Here is a 19,501-nt window from a genome sequence, read left to right on the forward strand (position 1 = left end):
ATAAATATGGCTAGTAGATTGGGTAAAAAGAGATTGTTTTTGGTTTGGTCGTGTCTGGTGAGTATTTTGCCGGGCATGGCTCAAACCGAGAAACTGATTGATTATGTGAATCCATTTGTGGGAACAGATGGTTATGGTAATGTGTATCCGGGTGCGCAGATTCCTTTCGGAGGAATTCAGATGAGTCCGGACACAGATAGTAAATACTATGATGCGGCTTCTGGTTATAAATATAATCATTCCACCTTGTTGGGATTCAGCCTGACTCATTTAAGCGGGACTGGTATACCTGATTTGGGAGACTTTCTGTTTATTCCCGGAACAGGAGAGATGAAACTGGATCCAGGGACACGTGAGGAGCCGGAAAAGGGATACCGTTCACGTTATTCTCATGAGAAGGAATGGGCATCACCTAATTATTATGCGGTGGAGCTGTCAGATTATGGAGTAAAGGCTGAAATGACGTCAGGAGTACGTAGTGGTATGTTTCGCTTCACCTATCCTCAATCGGATAAAGCTTTTATTATGATCGATATGAACCATACTTTATGGCAATCTTGTGAATGGGCGAATCTGCGCATGGAAAATGATTCCACCATCACCGGATATAAACTGGTAAAAGGCTGGGGACCGGAACGGCATATTTATTTCACGGCTACTTTCTCTAAAAAGTTGACCGGTTTGCGCTTTATGCAGAATAAGAAACCGGTGATTTACAATACCTCCCGGTTTCGTAGCAGCTATGAAGCCTGGGGAAAGAATTTGATGGCTTGCATCTCTTTTGATACGAAAGCCGGAGAGGAAGTGATTGTAAAAACTGCTATTTCATCGGTCAGCACAAACGGGGCAAAGAACAATATGGCGGAACTTGCCGGACTCGCTTTCGATGAACTGAAAGCTAAAGGAGAAGCACTGTGGGAAAAAGAACTTGGAAAATATACCCTTACTGCCGACCGTAAAACGAAAAGAACATTCTATACGTCGGCTTATCATGCGGCTTTGCATCCGTTCATCTTTCAGGATGTAGACGGGCAGTTTCGAGGATTAGATAAAAATATAGAGAAAGCCGAAGGATTTACCAACTATACGGTATTCTCTCTTTGGGATACCTACCGGGCTTTGCATCCCTGGTTCAATCTGGTGCAGCAGGAAGTGAATGCCGATATTGCCAATTCCATGTTGGCTCATTATGATAAAAGTGTGGAGAAAATGCTGCCTGTCTGGTCGTTTTATGGAAATGAGACTTGGTGTATGATTGGTTATCATGCAGTTTCCGTATTGGCTGACATGATTGTGAAGGGAGTAAAAGGGTTCGATTACGAACGTGCGTATGAGGCTATGAAGACCACGGCGATGAATCCGAATTATGACTGTTTGCCGGAGTATCGTATGATGGGATATGTGCCTTTCGATAAAGAGGCGGAATCAGTATCTAAAACATTGGAATATGCGTATGATGATTATTGTATGGCACAGGCTGCCAAGGCTTTGGGTAAAGAGGATGATTATCGTTATTTCTTGAATCGTGCACTCTCTTATCAGACTTTGATTGATCCGGAAACGAAGTATATGCGTGGCAAGGACAGTCAGGGAAACTGGCGTACACCGTTTACTCCGGTAGCTTATCAGGGCCCCGGATCTGTAAATGGATGGGGGGATATTACGGAAGGCTTTACTGTACAATATACCTGGTACGTACCACAAGATGTACAAGGATATATCAACGAAGCTGGCGAAAACTAGTTCCGCAACCGGTTGGACGAACTGTTCACAGTAGAGTTGCCGGATGACATTCCGGGAGCACATGATATTCAAGGCCGTATCGGAGCCTATTGGCATGGAAATGAACCTTGCCATCATGTAGCGTATCTTTATAATTACTTGAAAGAACCTTGGAAATGTCAGAAGTGGGTACGGACGATTGCTGACCGTTTCTATGGCGATACTCCGGATGCATTAAGTGGCAATGACGATTGCGGACAGATGTCGGCTTGGTATATGTTCAATTGCATAGGCTTTTACCCGGTGGCTCCTTCAAGCAATATGTATAACATCGGTTCTCCTTGCGTTGAGGCAATAACTGTTCGGATGAGTAACGGAAAGGTGATTGAAATGGTAGCAGATAATTGGTCGCCGAAGAATGTGTATGTAAAGGAATTGTATGTGAACGGCAAGAAGTATGACAAGTCTTATTTGAAATATGAGGATATACGTGATGGCGTGAAACTACGTTTTGTCATGAGCAGTAAACCGAACTATAAGCGTGCGGTATCGGATGAAGCGGTAGCTCCTTCTTTGTCGTTGCCTGGAAAGACAATGAAATATCAGGCAAATTTTTCAGAAAAGAAAAAGAGTGGTAATCCTGTTTTTAAAGGTTGGTATGCCGATCCCGAAGGAGTCGTGTTTGGAGATGAATATTGGATCTATCCTACGTATTCGGCACCTTATGATGAACAAACCTTTATGGATGCCTTTTCGTCTAAAGACTTGGTGAACTGGACAAAGCATCCGAAAGTCATATCAAAAGAGAATATCAGTTGGCTTCGTCGTGCTCTTTGGGCGCCAGCGGTGCTTTCAGCGAATGATAAGTATTATTTGTTTTTCGGAGCTAATGATATTCAGAATAATAATGAAGTAGGAGGGATTGGTGTTGCTACGTCAGATAGTCCTGCCGGACCTTTTAAGGATGCTTTGGGTAAGCCGCTGATTGATAAGATCGTTCATGGGGCTCAACCTATCGATCAGTTTGTATTCAAGGATGATGACGGGCAATATTACATGTATTATGGTGGCTGGGGACATTGTAATATGGTGAAAATGGCTCCTGACTTATTGAGTATTGTTCCTTTTGAGGACGGAACGATGTATAAGGAAGTCACTCCGGAAAACTATGTAGAAGGACCATTTATGTTGAAACGTAATGGAAAATATTATTTCATGTGGTCGGAAGGTGGCTGGGGACTCCCGAACTATAGTGTAGCATATTCCATTTCAGATTCTCCCTTTGGTCCGTTCAAAAGGGTTGGTAAAATCCTGGAACAGGATCTTTCGGTAGCTACCGGAGCAGGACATCATTCGGTGATAAAAGGAGCCGGAGAAGATGAATGGTATATTGTTTATCATCGTCGTCCGTTAGGTGAAACAGCAGCAAATAGTCGTGCAACTTGTATTGATCGAATGTATTTTGATGAAAACGGGTATATTAAACCAGTGAAAATGACTTTTGAAGGAGTATTACCCAGTCCGCTTGATAGTACGAAGTGATGTTTTTATTACATTTGCCAATGTAAAACGATTATTAATTAAATATCTAAATCATGAGAAGATATATTCTGTTAGTTGTGTGTTTGTGCTTAGTTTCACTACTTCATGCGCAGAACCGGTTAGAGTTGGTTTCTCCCAATGGAGAGCTGAAAGTGTCCTTGAATCTCTCGGATAAAATCTATTATAGTATAGATTATAACGGAGATGTATTGTTGAAAGACAATTCTCTTTTGTTGGTTCTGAAAAATCAAGTGTTGGGACAGAACCCTAAGTTGCGTCGTCAGAAGCAATGGAGTGTCGACGAGCAATTAACTCCTATTGTTCCTTTGAAATATTCGAAAGTCAATAATCGTTATAATCAATTGCTACTGACCTTTAAAGATTATTCAGTAGAATTCCGTGCTTTTGACGATGGAGTTGCTTACCGGTTTATTACCTCACAAAAAGGTGATGTTGAAGTAATGAACGAAGAGTTTGCTATCAACTTCCCGTCGGATTATCTTCTTCACTTGCAACAACCGGGAAGTTTCCATACAGCTTATGAGGAACCTTACACACATGTTCAAAGTAATGCGTGGAAGCCTGAAGAACGGATAGCTGTTTTGCCGGTATTGATTGACACACAAAAAGACTATAAAATATTAATCAGCGAGTCGGATTTGGCTGATTATCCATGTATGTTTCTCAAAGGAACGGGCACGAACGGAGCAATTTCTGTTTTTCCTAAAGCTCCGCTTGCGTTTGCCGAAAACAGTGATCGTAGTGTGAAGATTACTCAAGAAGCTGATTACATTGCTAAAACAAAAGGTACGAGAAATTATCCTTGGCGTTACTTTGTGATAAGTAAAAATGATAAGCAGTTGATTGAGAACACAATGACTTATAAACTGGCTGAAAAGAATCAACTTCAGGATATTTCATGGATTAAGCCGGGACAGGTAAGCTGGGAATGGTGGAATGACGCTTCTCCTTACGGACCGGATGTGGATTTTGTTTCCGGTTATAACTTGGATACTTATAAGTATTACATTGATTTTGCTTCTAAATTTGGTATTCCATATATCATTATGGATGAAGGCTGGGCTAAAAGTACGCGTGATCCTTATACGCCTAATCCCAAAGTAGACTTGCACGAGTTGATTCGTTATGGCAAAGAAAAAAATGTAGGGATTGTGCTTTGGTTGACATGGTTGACGGTAGAAAACAATTTTGATCTCTTCAAGACTTTCAATGAATGGGGAGTAAAAGGACTTAAGATTGATTTTATGGACAGAAGCGATCAGTGGATGGTCAACTATTACGAACGGGTAGCCCGGGAAGCAGCCAAACATCATTTGTTTGTCGATTTTCATGGCTCTTTCAAACCTGCCGGACTGGAATATAAATATCCGAATGTGCTGTCTTACGAAGGAGTGCGTGGCATGGAACAAATGGGCGGTTGTTATCCGGATAATAGTTTGTATTTACCATTTATGCGTAATGCTGTCGGTCCGATGGATTATACTCCCGGGGCGATGATTAGTATGCAGCCTAATGTGTATCGGTCGGAACGTCCTAATGCTGCAAGTATCGGGACACGTGCTTATCAGTTGGCACTCTTTGTGGTTTTTGAGAGTGGTCTGCAGATGTTGGCAGATAATCCTACTCTTTATTATCGTAATGAAGATTGTACCCGTTTCATCACACAAGTTCCCGTAACATGGGACGAGACTGTGGCATTGGAAGCTAAAGCGGGTGAATACGTCATTGTAGCAAAACGGAAAGGCGATAAGTGGTTTATAGGAGGAATGACTAATAATGGTAAAAAGGAACGTGAGTTTACCATAAAGTTAGATTTCTTGAATAAAGATCGCTCTTATCAAATGATATCTTTTGAGGATGGTATCAACGCAGGACGTCAGGCGATGGATTATCGTTGCAAGTCATCCCAGGTGAAAGCCGGGGAGCAGCTAACTATAAAGATGGTTAGAAATGGTGGCTTTGCAGCTGTCATTGAATGATGGCACATATTCTAACTTTCCATACATAAAAATGGAAATCATCTTTCAATCTATCACCATCCTTCTGAAACACCTTGTTCATCGAGCTTTCAGGGCGGTGATAGGTTGTTCTCCATCTATCACCTAATCTTCATCTATCACCGTTTGAAATGAACATGCCTGCATATAAACATAAGCTGGTATGTAAATAGAAGTTTCAACAGGGGATACTTTTGGTTTCAAGGCGGGAAACTGCAGTTTCATAGGCTTGAAACAAAGTGTTTTGCGGCTTGAAACTCTTTGTTTCAAGCGTTGAAACCAATCGTTTCACGGCACGAAACACTTTGTTTTGCTATTTGTTCTAAGAAGGCAAAGCCTCGGAATCAACGCTTTCTCTTAGAGAACCACTCTTTAAATTCTGCTACTCGGGCTTTACTGACAAGTATTTTTTCTTTGATTCCTGAATAATACAAGTTGATGGACAGTCGGCTGTTGAACCATAAGTCAATATCTTTGATAGCTTCTCGCGAAATAAGATATTGGCGGTTAGCCCGAAAGAAAAGAGAAGGATTGAGACACTCCGTAAGTTCATCTAATGTTTGAGAAAAACAGTATTCGGTTTCATCGGTTAAGACTACCTTGACCTGACAGTCCTTAATATAAAACAATTGTATCATATCTACAGAGACAGGCAATAGTTTGTCTCCTTTGGTAGGAATAAGGAAATGACTTTTATAGTTTTCCTGCTTTTGGAGTGAATGTATCAGTTTCAGTAGCTCATTCTCCTGTTGTGGAAAAGGAAACAGGTGTTTGTCAGCAGCATCCTGTAAACCTTGCAGCTTATCGAAAGCGTGTTCTATGTCTTCCTTACCGATGGGTTTTAATAAGTAGTCGATGCTGTTTACTTTGAATGCGCGTAATGCATATTCATCATAGGCAGTTGTAAAGATAATCGGACAAGTAATATTGATATGATTGAATATCTCGAAGGCGGAACCATCTGCCAGGTGAATATCCATGAATACCAGTTCCGGCATCGGATGAGAACTGAACCATTCGATAGTGGAACTGATACTATCCAGTATGGTCACGATTTCTCCATTCGGTTTTATTTCATTAAGCAGTGAAGTCAGATTTCGTACTGCTGCTTTTTCGTCTTCTATAATGACAATCTTCATGGTGGTTATTGTTCTAGTTGTGATTTTTCAATCAAAGGAATACAAACTGTAAACTCTCTGTCCTCCGTTATTTGTATATCCCGTTTAAACAAGAGCCTGTATCGTTTGGCAAGGTTGGCAAGTCCGATACCGGTTCCGGAAGTTGCAGTCCATTTGGGCTGAATGTCGTTGCTGATAGACAAATTGCCGTTATCGTCCGTCGTGATATGAATGGTCAACGGCTTCCGGTTGCTGATTTCGTTGTGCTTTACTGCATTCTCAATCAACACTTGCACCGCCATTGGAGGGAGGAGATATTCTTCGTAGGCATTGCTTATCTGTATGTCGAATTGTAGATTGTTCTCAAAACGCATCTTTAATAGAAATATATAAGCGGAAACAAATTCCATTTCTTCCCGGAGACTGACACATTGTGACTCATTACTTTGCAAAGTATACCTTAGTACCCGGGAGAGTTCCTGAATGTAATCCTGCGCTTTATCCTGATTTTCGCGTACCAGCGAACGCAGGGTATTCAGCGAGTTGAACAGCATGTGTGGGTTCAGCTGATTCTTCAGTACTTCATACTGATTGCGGAGATTCTCTGCCTGAAGCTGTTCGTTCTCGATAAGTACCAGTTGCTGCTTGAATATAAGATGAAGGATGCAGCAACTACTGGTGACGAGACATGCCACAATAAAATCCCGCAATGGATGCAAATAATGATGTACCATGGCATCGATGGCCGGAATATCAAACGTTCTGTGAAGGAAAACAAAAAACTGTCCTGACAAGTTACTCAATATCCATGTCACGATAAAGGAAAGCAAAATCTTTGTCCCTGTAATTTTAATGGAAGCCTGATTGAAATGAAACAAACGGGTATTGATGGCAAAAAGTAACAATAGTGACAGAAAGGTAAACAGTATTTCGTTTGCCACATCTATAAACTTCATCCCCGGGAATAAGGAATGACTTTCGAAACGGTCGAAAAGAGATACTGATTCAGGAAAATGAATCAGTACGGCAACCGCTAAGGAGATGATGACTGTGGAAAGTATATACTTATCTTTTTTTATTGCTTTGGCTATCATACAACAAAGATAGTGGTAAATTATGAGTTACCGGTTATAAAATGTGAATGCTGTTGGCGCAGTTGGTCAATTATTGTTTCTGAATGTGTGCCGTGACATACATACCGGGGCGGAATTGCACATTTTCCTCCTTGATGGAAGCATATACCTCGAGCGAACGATTGGTTTCGTCCACTTTTTGTCCGATGGAAATCACGATGCCGTGAAAGGTTTGTGTCCCCATTCCGTTTACCCGAAACTGTACCGGGCTGCCGACTTGTATGTCTGCAAGATCTTTCTCGTAAGTAGTCAGGCAAAGCATCGGGCTGCTTTTATCGATAAGTTCGCAAAGTGCTTCTCCCGGATTGATATATTTGCCGATATTCATCGCTACATTAGCGGCATAACCACTAATGGGGGCTTTGACTTCCAGTAGCGGTTGTATTCCGTTCTTAAGTAATGCCTCCGTTTGGACGCCTAAAAGAGAAAGTTGTGCAGCAGCGGCGTCCTGGCGACTCTTCATGGAGAGAAAGTCCGCTTTACTTTGCTGGAATTTCTTTTGAGAAGCTGCTTGTTCGGCAGACAGATTTTTTTGACGTTCGTATTCAGCTAAGAGATATTCGGTCTGTGCGTGACTATCCAGATAAGTTTGTTGCAGGGTGATGAACTCCGGATTCTCTAACGTGGCGATTACACTGTTTGCAGCCACCCATTGCCCTGGAAGCAGAGAAGCCTTTTTTACAATGCCTCCCATGGTTAAAGCAATGGTTGCCTGACGTTGAGGAGGAAGAACGATTCGTCCGTTGAACGAAACCTGATTAGGCTTTGAGGTAGCTGAAGTGATGGCATCCACTTCGGGTTGTGCGATGGTATCTGCTATCGTTTCGGCAACGGGAATTGCGGCGGATTCGTTATTTGTAGTTTGCTGGTTTCCTTTGCAAGCCGTTAGAACTAGTAAAAGGATGGGATAAACTATCTTTTTCATATCTTATGTTTTATAATAATTATTCTGGGTGATGTATGTCATTCAATGTCTCGATCTTCCACCTACTTGAAAAGTTCATATTCCAGTGCAGCAATATTGTATTGGTAGACTGTTTCAATATAGCCTCTGCGTATCTCTCTGGCGGTGGTAATCGACTGTATATATTCGGCAATGCCTGTTTCGCTCTGCTGCAATTGCAGGTTGGCTGCCTTTGTCAGTTCGTCCGCTTCTTTCAAGGCAGAAGAGGTATAATATCGTAAGCTCTCATTATATCTGCGGAGGGATGCTTCCAGTTCGAGTGTTTTATTTCTTAACTCCCGGATGTTGGCATCTGCCTGTATTTGCGCTGAAGTGGCAGTTAGCCGTGCCTGCTTCACTTTGCTCTTTTGTGGCAGGAAGTAGATGGGGAAAGAAACCCCGATCATCCAGGCATTCAGATTCTTAAGTGGGAGAATGTCCTGACGGGTATACCCCACACTGATTTCAGGAAAGAAATGGCTCTGCTCTACACGAAGCATTGCTTTCGCTTCATCTGCCTGGCTTTGAAAGTAGGCTGTATGTGCTCCCGACAGGTTTCCATCCGAAATGCCGGTATAGAATAAGGATAAAGTGGAATCCATCGGAACAATGGGATCGTTGGAGTAGCAACTCCATTGGAAACGTGCCAATGCCATTTTCTCTTCTTCTTTTGCTTGGAACCAGCGGTTATGCAGATCGGCAGCTATGGTGGTCATCATATTTTTTTCGAGCAAGGTAATCTCTCCTTGTTGGTATCGTAATTCTCCGATGCGCTGCAGTTCTTCTGCCATTTTATCCTGATCCCGATACATTGAACAGAGATTAGTGGCATATTGGTAGTAGGCCCACGCCCTTTTCACTTCTGCTGTGATTTCTTTCTCTACCATCTGCCGATAATAGGTGTTCGTTTTTACCTGACGGTTGACTAACGCATTCTTGTAGAATGGCGTTAGAAGGGAGCCCAGGCTTTGCTCGAAAGCCAGTTCCTTGTCTTTTTTGTTTTCTCCGTTAAGTTGCCCCCAGGAATAGCTGAACGAGGTAGGGGTTGCTTCTATCACTTCTCCGCGAGTGGCTTTGGCTTGTTGAATAGCATTATTGGCTATTTTCAGGCGAGGGTGATTTTGTTTGGCTATTTCTATCGCCTGTTCGAGACTGACTGTTTGTGTCTGTTGAGCGGAAACGAACGCGGGAAGAAACAAGAACAGGAGACACAATCCCCCGAAAGGCCGGCGCAGTTTGATTCCCGGACGTCTCCAGGTAGCAAATGAATTTACAATTTTGTAAAACACTGGAATGATGAGTAAAGTCAGTACGGTAGAAATAATCAAGCCACCGATGACCACTGTTGCCAACGGACGTTGTACTTCTGCGCCGGCTGAAGTGGCTATTGCCATCGGGACGAATCCCAAAGATGCAACCAGTCCTGTCAGGAATACAGGACGGAGCAAGTGTGGAGTCCCTCTTTTGATAATCTGGTTTGTAGTCATGGAATAGGTATTTTGTTTACGAAGTTCGTTGAAGTGATTTACCATCAGGATACCATTCAATACTGCTACCCCGAACAAGGCGATGAATCCTACTCCGGCCGATATGCTAAACGGAAGTCCGCGTAGCCAAAGTGCGGCGATACCACCGATGAGCGATAGGGGGACGGTTGAGAATACCATCAGGGTATAGGTGATGTTCTTGAATGCGAAGAACAGAATCAATAGAATGAGCATTAATGCCACGGGGATGACTACCAGTAAGGTATTGATGGCATTTTGCAAGTTCTCGAACTGGCCGCCGTATTCGAAGTAATATCCCGGCTTCAGTTTGATGTTCTTGTTCAGTGTCTCTTGAATATTGGCGACAACTTGCTGGATGTCTGCGTCACGCACATTGACACCGATGACGATGCGTCGTTTGGTTGCATCCCGGTTGATTTGCAGTGGCCCACTGACAAGGTCGATGCTTGCTACCTCTCCAACAGGAATTTGAATTCCTTCCGAAGTGCGTACAAACAACTTATCAAGATTCAAGTCGGCCACTTTCTCCTGGTCAAGCCGTACCACGAGATCGAATCTCCGTTCGTTTTCAAAGACTACACCTGTTGACTCTCCGGCATAGGCAGTTCGGATAATGGTGTTAAGCTCTTGTATGTTGATGCCGTAACGGGCTATTTTGCTACGGTTGTATTTCACTACCAATTGGGGTAATCCCATCGTCTGCTCAACGATGACATCCGCTGCTCCCGGCACTTTTTCTACAAAGGTAGCTGCTTCTTTGGCTCTTTCATATAATTCGTGCGTGTCTTCTCCATATAGTTTGATGGCAATATCTGCTTTTGCTCCCGTCATCAGCTCGTTGAAGCGAAGCTGTATCGGTTGCGAGAAGTTGAATTCGGCACGTTCAGAGAGCGGAGCAAGTGCATCTTTCATTTTATCCACCATTTCTGCACGGCTTCCGGCACTTGTCCATTCTTTGAATGGTTTCATGATAATCATCACATCAGCATCTTCCACTGCCATCGGGTCAGTGGGAACTTCCGCCGTTCCTATTTTGGCTACCACGTGTTTGATTTCAGGGAATTTATCCATTAATGCTTTCTCTGCCAAGCGGGAAACTTCGATACTTTCGGTCAGCGAACTTCCTGCGGGTAGTGTCATTTGCATGGCAAAATCACCTTCGTCCAAAGTGGGAATGAACTCTGCTCCCAGGCGGGTAAAGAGAAAAAGTGAACCGATCAGCGCGGAGAAGGCTATGATGACGGTACGCCATTTGTAACGAAGACAGGCGCGCAGGGTATGCTGGTAGATCTTGTTCAGTTTCTCGAAGAAGCGGTCGGCAAGGGTGGGTTTCACAACAATGGTATGCTTCAGAAAGAGGGAGGCCATCATAGGAACATAAGTCAGTGAGAGAATTAAGGCTCCGATAATGCAGAACACAAGTGTTTTAGCCATGGGGGTGAAGTATTTCCCTTCAATCCCGTTCAATGTAAGGATGGGGAAGAAGACGATAAGGATAATCAACACTGCAAAAGTGGCCGAACGTGCAACGCCGGAAGCTCCTTTTTCCACTTCTTTTTCCATCTCTTTGCGGGTCAGTGTGCGGCCTCGGAATTGTTTTCCGTAAATGTGGGCGAGGATACCTTCCAATATAACGATAGAGCCATCTACTACAATACCAAAGTCAATGGCACCGAGACTCATTAGATTGGCGGTGACATTGAATACACGCATCATGATAAAAGCGAAAAGCATTGCCAGCGGGATGACGGATGCGACAATCAGTCCGGCACGGAGGTTGCCGAGGAAGAGGATGAGTACAAGGAAGACGATAACTGCTCCTTCAATCAGGTTGTTGACAACCGTAGAGATGTTCCGATTTACCAGTTCCGAACGGTTCAAGTAAGGTTCTATACTGACTCCTTCGGGCAATAGCTGCTGTATTTTTTCTACCCGTTTTTCGAGTTCTTGAGTCACTACATTTGCGTTGGCACCTTTCAGCATCATGGCAATTCCGCCGACACACTCGCCCTCACCATCCTTGGTCATGGCACCGAAACGCTTTGGAGAACCGAAGCGGACAACTCCTACATCACTGATATGTACCGGAATCCCATTCCGGTTGGTCACTACAATCTGTTCAATATCCTTGATGCGGGTAATCATACCTTCCGACCGGATATAGTAGGCATTCTTTATCTTCTCAATGTAGCTTCCTCCGGTATTTTGGTTGTTGCTGCTAAGTGCTTCGAACACTTCGCCGATAGTGATATTCAAAGAAAACAGGGCGTCCGGATCGACGGCTACTTCATATTGTTTCAGGTAACCGCCGAAACTATTGATTTCTACTATACCGGGTATACCGGACAACTGACGTTTCACCATCCAGTCTTGAATGGTGCGGAGTTCCATTGCGTCATATTTCTTCTCATATCCGGGAGCTACCTTCAATATATACTGGTAAATCTCTCCCAGACCGGTGGTGATGGGCATCATCTCCGGTGTTCCGAGTTCGGAGGGAATTTCGCTTGTTACGCTTTGTATTTGTTCATTTATCAACTGCCGTGCATCGAGTGTGGGGACACTTTCTTTAAAAACGACCGTTACGACCGATAGCCCGAAGCGGCTGACAGAACGGATATCTTCGACATTCATAATATTGCTCATCGCTATTTCGATAGGCATAGTGATGAGTTGTTCCACCTCTTGTGGCGCGAGTGTAGGAGATACGGTCACTATTTGTACCTGATTATTGGTAATGTCGGGCACGGCATCAATAGGTAGTGTCAGCATCGCATAGATACCTCCGATAAACAGGAAGAGAGTAGTGAGTCCTACAAATAGTTTCTTCTTGATTGAAAAACGTACAATAGCTGTAAACATGATTTTCGTTGTATTATTATTTCACAGTACAAAATTACTGCCTATCTTCATCCGTTATCACTAAGAATAAATGAAGCGGAAAGATTGTGGGGTGAAGTGACGGATTTGGGAATTGAAAGATGTAAAATCATAGTTCTTGTTTCACTGCTGAACAAACATTTCTTTCAGTTTACTCGTTTAATATAAAAACAAACTAAATGTATATTCAACATGAAAACATTCGTCTTGATGATGGTAAGCCTGTTGTTTGCAATTTCTTCGGAAGCGCAAAACAAGTCTTTTTATGATTTTACAGTGAAAACTATTGATGGTAAGGACTTTCCTCTTTCTTCACTGAAAGGTAAGAAAGTGCTGGTAGTCAACGTGGCATCTAAGTGTGGGCTGACGCCCCAGTATGCTCAACTGGAGAAACTATATGAGAAATATAAAGAAAAAGACTTTGTTATTATCGGTTTTCCGGCGAATAACTTTATGGGACAAGAACCGGGTAGTAATGAAGAAATAGCCAAGTTCTGTTCTTTGAACTATGATGTTACTTTTCCGATGATGGCTAAGATTTCCGTTAAAGGAAAAGATATGGCTCCTCTTTACCAATGGTTGACGGAGAAAAAACAAAATGGAAAAGAAAGTGCACCGATTCAGTGGAACTTTCAGAAGTTTATGATTGATGAGAACGGACATTGGGCGGGAGTTGTGTCTCCGAAAGAAAGTCCGTTCTCTGAAAAGATTATTACTTGGATAGAGAAGGAATAAGAGAGACTTTTTTCAGCTCTTCTTCGAAGTTGGGAGTGAAGATTCCTTTACCCAGATTTTCTTTTATTTCTTCGATCTTCCAAAATCGTCCACCGTCCAGTTCGTCGCTGGGATGGATTTCTTCCTCATAAACGGTTTTGTGGACAAAAACAAGCTCTTTTTCACGGCTGGATTCAAAAATATAACTGGTGAGAAGCTCGGGAGTGAAGTCTGTGATGCCTAATTCTTCACGGACTTCTCTCTTTAGGGCGATTTCTACGCTTTCGCCCAAATCAATATGTCCGCCTACAGCCGTATCCCATTTCCCCGGTTGAATGTCTTTCCATTCGGGGCGTTTCTGTAAATAGATGTCTCCTTGGGCATTGAATACGTGAAGGTGAACTACCGGATGAAGCAGTTTGCTACCGCTGTGACATTCTCCGCGAGTGGCAGCTCCGGTGATATTTCCCTGTTCGTCTACGATAGGGAACATTTCCTGGTTATTATCACTTGGCATAGTGTCTTTTATATTGCGTAAAATCTTTCGGAGAGGAGGATTTCTTATGGTATTAATAAAGAAGAATCTCCATAACTTAGGAATCGGAAATCATGCGCCAGTGCATAATCATAAATAGTGCGCCAATTCCCTTTTACAAAAGCTGAAACCAAAAGCAGCAAGGTACTTTGCGGCTGATGGAAATTAGTAACCATCGCTTTCACTATTTTATAATTGTATCCCGGTGCTATGATAATCTGTGTACTGGTGTGAAGGGTTTCCAAACCATTCCTGTCGAGATATCCTAATATCTTTTGCAACGCAACAACGGGAGGAATCTGGTCGTACTTTTCATAAGGCTGCCATTGTTTGACACGTAGTTCTTCTTCCGTAGCATACGGATTTTCAGCCAATGTAACTCCAATGTGATACAAGCTTTCCAGAGTCCGTACAGAAGTAGTCCCTACTGCAATAGCACAACCGTCGTGGTCAATCAGTTTTTTGATGGTACTCCGATTGACCGATATATATTCCGTGTGCATCTCGTGACCTTCGATTTCTTCACTTTTTACAGGTTTGAATGTGCCTGCTCCTACATGTAGAGTTAATTCTTCAAGATCGATCCCTTTTTCTTGAAGAGCATCCAATACTCGTGAAGTAAAATGTAATCCCGCCGTAGGCGCAGCTACCGAACCTTTAATCTTAGAATAAACAGTCTGATAAGTCTCCTTGTCACTTTCTTCCGTATCCCGGTTTAAGTAAGGAGGAATAGGAAGTTCTCCGAATACTTCAAGGATATCGGCAAACGTCACTTCCGGATTATCCCATGCAAAATCTACCCAATGGCTGGTTCCTTTACATTCTCCTCGGGTAGCGGTCAGAGTAATAGGGAATCCTTTGACGGTCATTTCGCGTTTCAACTGTCTGTCTTTCCATTTCTTCAGATTGCCGATCATGCAAAGCCAGGCGGCATGTGCTGTCTGTTGGAAATTTAAGACATAATCGTTTGGCTGGATCGGTTCAAGACAAAACACTTCGATCAGTGCTCCCGTCTCTTTTCGAAAATGGAGGCGTGCCTGAATGACTTTTGTATTATTGAATATCATCAGGCTGCCTTGCGGCAGATATTCCGGCAAAGACGTGAAAACATCTTCACTAACTTCTCCACGACGGTATATTAAGAGTTTGGACTGGTCGCGGGTAGGCAACGGGAATTTAGCAATACGTTCATCCGGAAGAGGATAACTGTATTCACTGATATGGATATGTCTAGGATCTTCTTTCATTGTTTTCTAAAATAAAAAGAGGTTAGAACCCATTCGGTTTCTAACCTCTTTAACCAGTCGGGGTGACTGGATTCGAACCAGCGACCACACGCCCCCCAGACGCGTACTCTAACCGGGCTGAGCTACACCCCGAATTGCGGATGCAAAAGTACAGATTAATTTTTAATTAGCAAATAAATAGCGTGAAATTTCTTCTATTATAAATTTACTATTTAGTGCTATCGGCTGGTTATTAGTAGATTGTGGGATTGTTTTGTTTGTTGGTAGAGGCAGAATAAAAAGATGTTACGGACTTATATTTAATTCCATATTGCATTTTCCAGTTTATGCAAATAGCTGAGTTGTGGGACTAAATCATATCAATTAACCGAAAAACTTTAATAAAACTTTAATCGAATTTTCTCATCAGAATCTCATTACTGTCTTTTAATTTATGTATATATATGTATGTAAATGATAATTAATAGGTGGCGTCTGTAGTTATATTTCGTAACTTTATGTTCCGTAATTTTAAAAAGTTTCACAGAGGAATTATAGATTCGCTAAATGGAAATTTGTAATTATATGAGATGTATTTATCCTTTATTTTATGAAAAAATAGAACAATATATCGGTTCTGTGTTTCTAATTAATAAGTTGAACCTTAGTAAATTGTTTAACAGCTTTGATAAAGAAGATAAACATGGTGAGGTGGTGTGAAAATTTACATGTTAATGATTGTTTTTGTTTCTGATAAATCTATTTTTTGATGTATATATTTGTGTTGTAATATTTATAAATAATGTTTGTCGGGAGGATAAAAAATAATAATATGGCAACAGTTAAATTTGTGTTGTACAAAAGCAACAAAAGAAAAGACGGGAGCTATCCTGTATGTTTGAGAGTGTCTAAAAAAGGTAAGCTCAAGTACATTGATTTAAAATTATCAGCATTAGAGGGGCAGTGGAATGAAGATACTTGCCGCTTTAAGAATGATAAGCGTGTCAATCCTAATTATGAATTATATAATGGGTTGTTGAGTCATTATGAAGACCGAAAAAATACTATCCTAAGGAAGTTTTTGGAAGAGCGTGTAGATTGGACTTTGAATCAGTTTGAATCGGAATTTTTGGGTATGTCAAGGCAGGGGAAGGTTTATGACTACTTTATGAGGCAGGTCGAGAATTTGAAAGCTACAAAACATATTGGAAATGCAAAGGTGTATGAGCGAACTCTGCGTATGTTGGCAAAGTATGACCCGAAGATTAAGGAACGGGTATTTTCAGAATTGGATATAAAATATATCAATCGTTTTAATTTGGAAATGGAAAAAGACGGGTGCTGTGGCAATACCCGTAAATATTACCTTAAAACATTACGGGCGGTTATGAACAGGGCGATAAAGGAGCATGAAGCCTCATCGAAAACCTATCCATTCGGTAAAAATGGTTTTGAAATAGGTTGTTTGGAGGAAGAAACGGAGAAACGCTATTTACAGCCAAAGGATTTGGAACTTTTAAAGAATTCGCCCCAAACGAATTTTGTATTGGAGCGTGCCCGTATGCTGTTTTTATTTTCCTATTATTGTTATGGGATGAGTTTTGTTGATATGGCAAAGCTTACGACTGAAAATATAGTTGTATCGGAAGGGATAGAACATATTGTTTATAAACGGGAAAAGACGAAGAATGTCAAGAACATGAAGCCGTTAATAATACCTGTTACCCCTGCCTTGAAAGATATATTGGAGTGGTTTAAACAAAATACTTCTTTAGTGGGAAATTATCTTTTGCCTATAATAACGAAAGATTATGACGGAGAGCAACTGTATGACCATATACGTACCCGTTATCAACGACTTAATAATAACCTGAAGAAATTAGGTAAGATATTAGGTATTGAGAAGAACCTTACCACCTATGTGAGTCGTCATACGATGGCTATGACGTTGCAGGGTAATGACGTTTCCCGCGAAACAATTAGCGCAGTATTGGGACATCGTGACATTAAAACCACCATGACATATTTGGATAGTTTGTCACAGAATGTTTTGGATAGAGTTGCAATGTTATTATAATAATTTATTAAATCTTATTTGATATGATTTTAACGCTAAAAACACCCTTGGGAAAATTAATAGATAAACTCCTTAAGGGGGAAGTAACGGCATTATCGGAGAAGAGGTTCTATCTTTATGTTGAAAATTTAACTAATGGGGATAAAGGTAAACTTCGGCAAGTATTGAAAGACATAGATGATATGGTTGCTAACTGGAAGGATAGTTATTTTATATCCGTTTATGAAGAAAGGGTAGCTGCTTTTAATCGAAGTAAATTACAAATAACACCTCAAGAGTTAGATGATATTTATCATGAAGAAAATTATTTGTTGAAGTCTGGTAAAATTGCACTGTCAGTAGATTATTTATATGAATCTATTGCAAAGTATGGCTTTATAAATGAACATCATCAGGATGCGGTAGAAAGTGCATGTTTCTATCATGACATAGAGTTTTTGCGGAAAGAGTGGGAGTATTTAGTGTTGGCTCCGATAATGTCATTACGGGATGTTGTTTGTAATATGTTGGGTATGGCTTGTGATATTCCTAAAAGTGAGTCGCAGACGTCTAGTAGACCATTAAAACGGATAGAAGATTATCCGGAGATATTTGGTCTTGGTATTTGTTGTGAATTGACAGGCTATGCAAAGCATACGATTTATAAGTGGACTCGCACAAAAGAGATACCGTGTCATCGTTCCGGCGCTAATGGGCGTAAATTGGTATTCAAACGTGATGAAATTGTAGAATGGCTGACAGCTCGGAAACAGGAAACGAAAGATGAGTTTATAAAACGCAAAGAATCGGAGTTGGCTTCCAAGTATATCTATAATAACCTATAAAAGTAGTGGTATTTGTATACATTTAAAATAATCAGTTATGTATGACACAGTAGTTTTAAAACTTCTAAAAGAGGATATAGGCGATAAGTACGATTGGAGGTCTGTCTTTAATAAGATTGACCAAACCAGCGAGTACAAGCAAGTTGAAGGTGGTAGCGGACATATAAACGGATTACGTGTCTCTGTAACGGAGAAACATGTCAGAGTCACGGGGAGCCTCTCTAAATATTTCAGAGGTACTAATCTCGATTCTTTAACCTTGTCACAAGTTGAAAAGGCTATCAAGCAATTGGGTAAGGAGCTAGGTGTTCCTATGATAGAGGCTGATGTGGAACGGGTGGATATGGCTGAAAACTTTGAAATGTCTCGTCCCCCTGAATTTTATATTTCTAAAATGCAAAGTTTGGGGGAATGTTGCCCTAATAAGTGGAAAGGGACTACCTATTTTCCTTCTAATGGGGTATTGTTACGTTTCTATGATAAGTCCAAAGAAGTGCGTAAGAAAAGGAAAAATCAGAAGAATACTCCCGGTGCTTTCTCTACAAGTGTGGAACAGAATTTATTAAGATACGAGATATGCTTTGGTAAAAAGGCAATTAGGCGGATGTTCGGTCATCAGCTAAAAGCGAAAGACTTGTATGATAAAGATATATTTTGGAGGTTGGTATCCGAGTGGCTCTACTCCTATGACGAAATAGGTATAATATCGGATAAGCTTTTTGATGTGTCTTTTGAACAGATAAAAACGCTGAGTGATTTTGAGGAGTGGTGTATTTGTATTGCTCATAGTGTTGTTGGGCTTCCTTCTTTTGTAAAAGGACGTTTCTCTGTCAGAGAACGGAGTCTTGGCGAATCGAATGGCAATAAAAAGGATGGACAGGATAGACAATACCATAAAAGAATACAGGATAAAATTAGAGGAGCTATGAAGCACTTTAGTGGTACTATGGGAAAAACAGAGTTAATGCAAGAGCTGACAGATAAGATTGAGGCATATCTAACGGATAAGTTCGAAAACTCACCCGATGCTTATAATGTGCGGGAAGATAGTGCTTCGGTCAAATAAGCCCTCTATTAGGTTCTATGCAAGATAAACTTCTAATGGTTGGGAAATAGTGTTTGATTAGGGGTAACTTTTCTATAAAAGACTATTATGAGAGGTCATAAAAATAAAAGGAGGACTGGATATATGAAATATATCAAAGTCCTCTTTCGTCAATATACGCAGGCTATTGTCCTGCGTATATATCTTCTTTCATCT

12 protein-coding genes, 1 tRNA gene and 1 pseudogene are annotated in these 19,501 nt (G+C 41.4%); 7 read left to right on the forward strand and 7 right to left on the reverse strand.

Going from position 1 to position 19,501, the window contains the following annotated elements; all coding sequences use genetic code 11:
- Positions 1-6 precede the first annotated feature (6 nt).
- The 3 genes and pseudogenes from KSX81_RS16420 to KSX81_RS16430 all read left to right on the forward strand — a co-directional run.
- Positions 7-2,334, forward strand: a pseudogene (locus KSX81_RS16420) (GH92 family glycosyl hydrolase); the annotation flags it as partial.
- On the forward strand, positions 2,317-3,264 hold the full coding sequence (locus KSX81_RS16425) for a glycoside hydrolase family 43 protein (protein WP_044919587.1): 948 nt from the start codon (positions 2,317-2,319) through the stop codon (positions 3,262-3,264). The pseudogene KSX81_RS16420 and the gene KSX81_RS16425, both read left to right, overlap by 18 nt.
- Positions 3,265-3,317: 53 nt before the next feature.
- Positions 3,318-5,264, forward strand: coding sequence for a glycoside hydrolase family 97 protein (locus KSX81_RS16430; RefSeq protein ID WP_004301137.1), 1,947 nt, complete (start codon positions 3,318-3,320; stop codon positions 5,262-5,264).
- Positions 5,265-5,626: 362 nt separating this feature from the next.
- Here KSX81_RS16430 and KSX81_RS16435 read toward each other — a convergent pair whose 3' ends face one another.
- From KSX81_RS16435 to KSX81_RS16450, 4 genes are all read right to left on the reverse strand, one after another.
- Positions 5,627-6,421: a LytR/AlgR family response regulator transcription factor gene (locus KSX81_RS16435; protein WP_004301140.1), complete on the reverse strand. Its 795-nt coding sequence runs from the start codon at positions 6,419-6,421 to the stop codon at positions 5,627-5,629.
- Positions 6,422-6,426: 5 nt separating this feature from the next.
- Complete coding sequence (locus KSX81_RS16440) at positions 6,427-7,494, reverse strand: sensor histidine kinase (protein WP_004301141.1); 1,068 nt, start codon at positions 7,492-7,494, stop codon at positions 6,427-6,429.
- Positions 7,495-7,564: 70 nt separating this feature from the next.
- On the reverse strand, positions 7,565-8,458 hold the full coding sequence (locus tag KSX81_RS16445) for an efflux RND transporter periplasmic adaptor subunit (RefSeq protein ID WP_004301142.1): 894 nt from the start codon (positions 8,456-8,458) through the stop codon (positions 7,565-7,567).
- A 62-nt stretch (positions 8,459-8,520) separates the two neighbouring features.
- Positions 8,521-12,846 (reverse strand): CusA/CzcA family heavy metal efflux RND transporter, encoded by a 4,326-nt coding sequence (locus tag KSX81_RS16450; protein ID WP_004301143.1) that lies wholly within the window; start codon positions 12,844-12,846, stop codon positions 8,521-8,523.
- Between the two features lie 210 nt (positions 12,847-13,056).
- Here KSX81_RS16450 and KSX81_RS16455 point away from each other — a divergent pair, with 210 nt between their 5' ends.
- Positions 13,057-13,599, forward strand: coding sequence for a glutathione peroxidase (locus KSX81_RS16455; protein ID WP_004301144.1), 543 nt, complete (start codon positions 13,057-13,059; stop codon positions 13,597-13,599).
- Here KSX81_RS16455 and KSX81_RS16460 read toward each other — a convergent pair.
- The 3 genes from KSX81_RS16460 to KSX81_RS16470 all read right to left on the reverse strand — a co-directional run bounded on the left by KSX81_RS16460 (position 13,577) and on the right by KSX81_RS16470 (position 15,492).
- On the reverse strand, positions 13,577-14,095 hold the full coding sequence (locus KSX81_RS16460; RefSeq protein ID WP_004301145.1) for an NUDIX hydrolase: 519 nt from the start codon (positions 14,093-14,095) through the stop codon (positions 13,577-13,579). The two genes, KSX81_RS16455 and KSX81_RS16460, sit on opposite strands and share 23 nt — an antisense overlap.
- Before the next feature lie 44 nt (positions 14,096-14,139).
- Positions 14,140-15,360 (reverse strand): S-adenosylmethionine:tRNA ribosyltransferase-isomerase, encoded by a 1,221-nt coding sequence (locus KSX81_RS16465; RefSeq protein ID WP_004301146.1) that lies wholly within the window; start codon positions 15,358-15,360, stop codon positions 14,140-14,142.
- 57 nt (positions 15,361-15,417) lie between these two features.
- A tRNA-Pro gene (locus KSX81_RS16470) sits at positions 15,418-15,492 on the reverse strand.
- A 679-nt stretch (positions 15,493-16,171) separates the two neighbouring features.
- Between KSX81_RS16470 and KSX81_RS16475 the strand changes: the two genes are divergently transcribed.
- The 3 genes from KSX81_RS16475 to KSX81_RS16485 are packed head-to-tail and all read left to right on the forward strand — an operon-like array spanning position 16,172 to position 19,306.
- Positions 16,172-17,416 (forward strand): site-specific integrase, encoded by a 1,245-nt coding sequence (locus KSX81_RS16475; RefSeq protein WP_118419196.1) that lies wholly within the window; start codon positions 16,172-16,174, stop codon positions 17,414-17,416.
- A 23-nt stretch (positions 17,417-17,439) separates the two neighbouring features.
- Complete coding sequence (locus KSX81_RS16480) at positions 17,440-18,240, forward strand: helix-turn-helix transcriptional regulator (protein ID WP_118419195.1); 801 nt, start codon at positions 17,440-17,442, stop codon at positions 18,238-18,240.
- Positions 18,241-18,277: 37 nt separating this feature from the next.
- Positions 18,278-19,306, forward strand: coding sequence for a phage/plasmid replication protein (locus tag KSX81_RS16485; RefSeq protein WP_118419194.1), 1,029 nt, complete (start codon positions 18,278-18,280; stop codon positions 19,304-19,306).
- Positions 19,307-19,501 lie beyond the last annotated feature (195 nt).

This window comes from Bacteroides sp. MSK.18.37, assembly GCF_019129155.2.
Classification (GTDB): domain Bacteria; phylum Bacteroidota; class Bacteroidia; order Bacteroidales; family Bacteroidaceae; genus Bacteroides; species Bacteroides ovatus.

Coding starts and splice junctions, on each gene's coding strand:
- KSX81_RS16465 (WP_004301146.1), bottom strand. CDS start 15,360: ATGAAAGAAGATCCTAGACATATCCATATCAGTGAATACAGTTATCCT.
- KSX81_RS16475 (WP_118419196.1), top strand. CDS start 16,172: ATGGCAACAGTTAAATTTGTGTTGTACAAAAGCAACAAAAGAAAAGAC.
- KSX81_RS16485 (WP_118419194.1), top strand. CDS start 18,278: ATGTATGACACAGTAGTTTTAAAACTTCTAAAAGAGGATATAGGCGAT.
- KSX81_RS16430 (WP_004301137.1), top strand. CDS start 3,318: ATGAGAAGATATATTCTGTTAGTTGTGTGTTTGTGCTTAGTTTCACTA.
- KSX81_RS16460 (WP_004301145.1), bottom strand. CDS start 14,095: ATGCCAAGTGATAATAACCAGGAAATGTTCCCTATCGTAGACGAACAG.
- KSX81_RS16480 (WP_118419195.1), top strand. CDS start 17,440: ATGATTTTAACGCTAAAAACACCCTTGGGAAAATTAATAGATAAACTC.
- KSX81_RS16455 (WP_004301144.1), top strand. CDS start 13,057: ATGAAAACATTCGTCTTGATGATGGTAAGCCTGTTGTTTGCAATTTCT.
- KSX81_RS16425 (WP_044919587.1), top strand. CDS start 2,317: ATGAAATATCAGGCAAATTTTTCAGAAAAGAAAAAGAGTGGTAATCCT.
- KSX81_RS16445 (WP_004301142.1), bottom strand. CDS start 8,458: ATGAAAAAGATAGTTTATCCCATCCTTTTACTAGTTCTAACGGCTTGC.
- KSX81_RS16450 (WP_004301143.1), bottom strand. CDS start 12,846: ATGTTTACAGCTATTGTACGTTTTTCAATCAAGAAGAAACTATTTGTA.
- KSX81_RS16440 (WP_004301141.1), bottom strand. CDS start 7,494: ATGATAGCCAAAGCAATAAAAAAAGATAAGTATATACTTTCCACAGTC.
- KSX81_RS16435 (WP_004301140.1), bottom strand. CDS start 6,421: ATGAAGATTGTCATTATAGAAGACGAAAAAGCAGCAGTACGAAATCTG.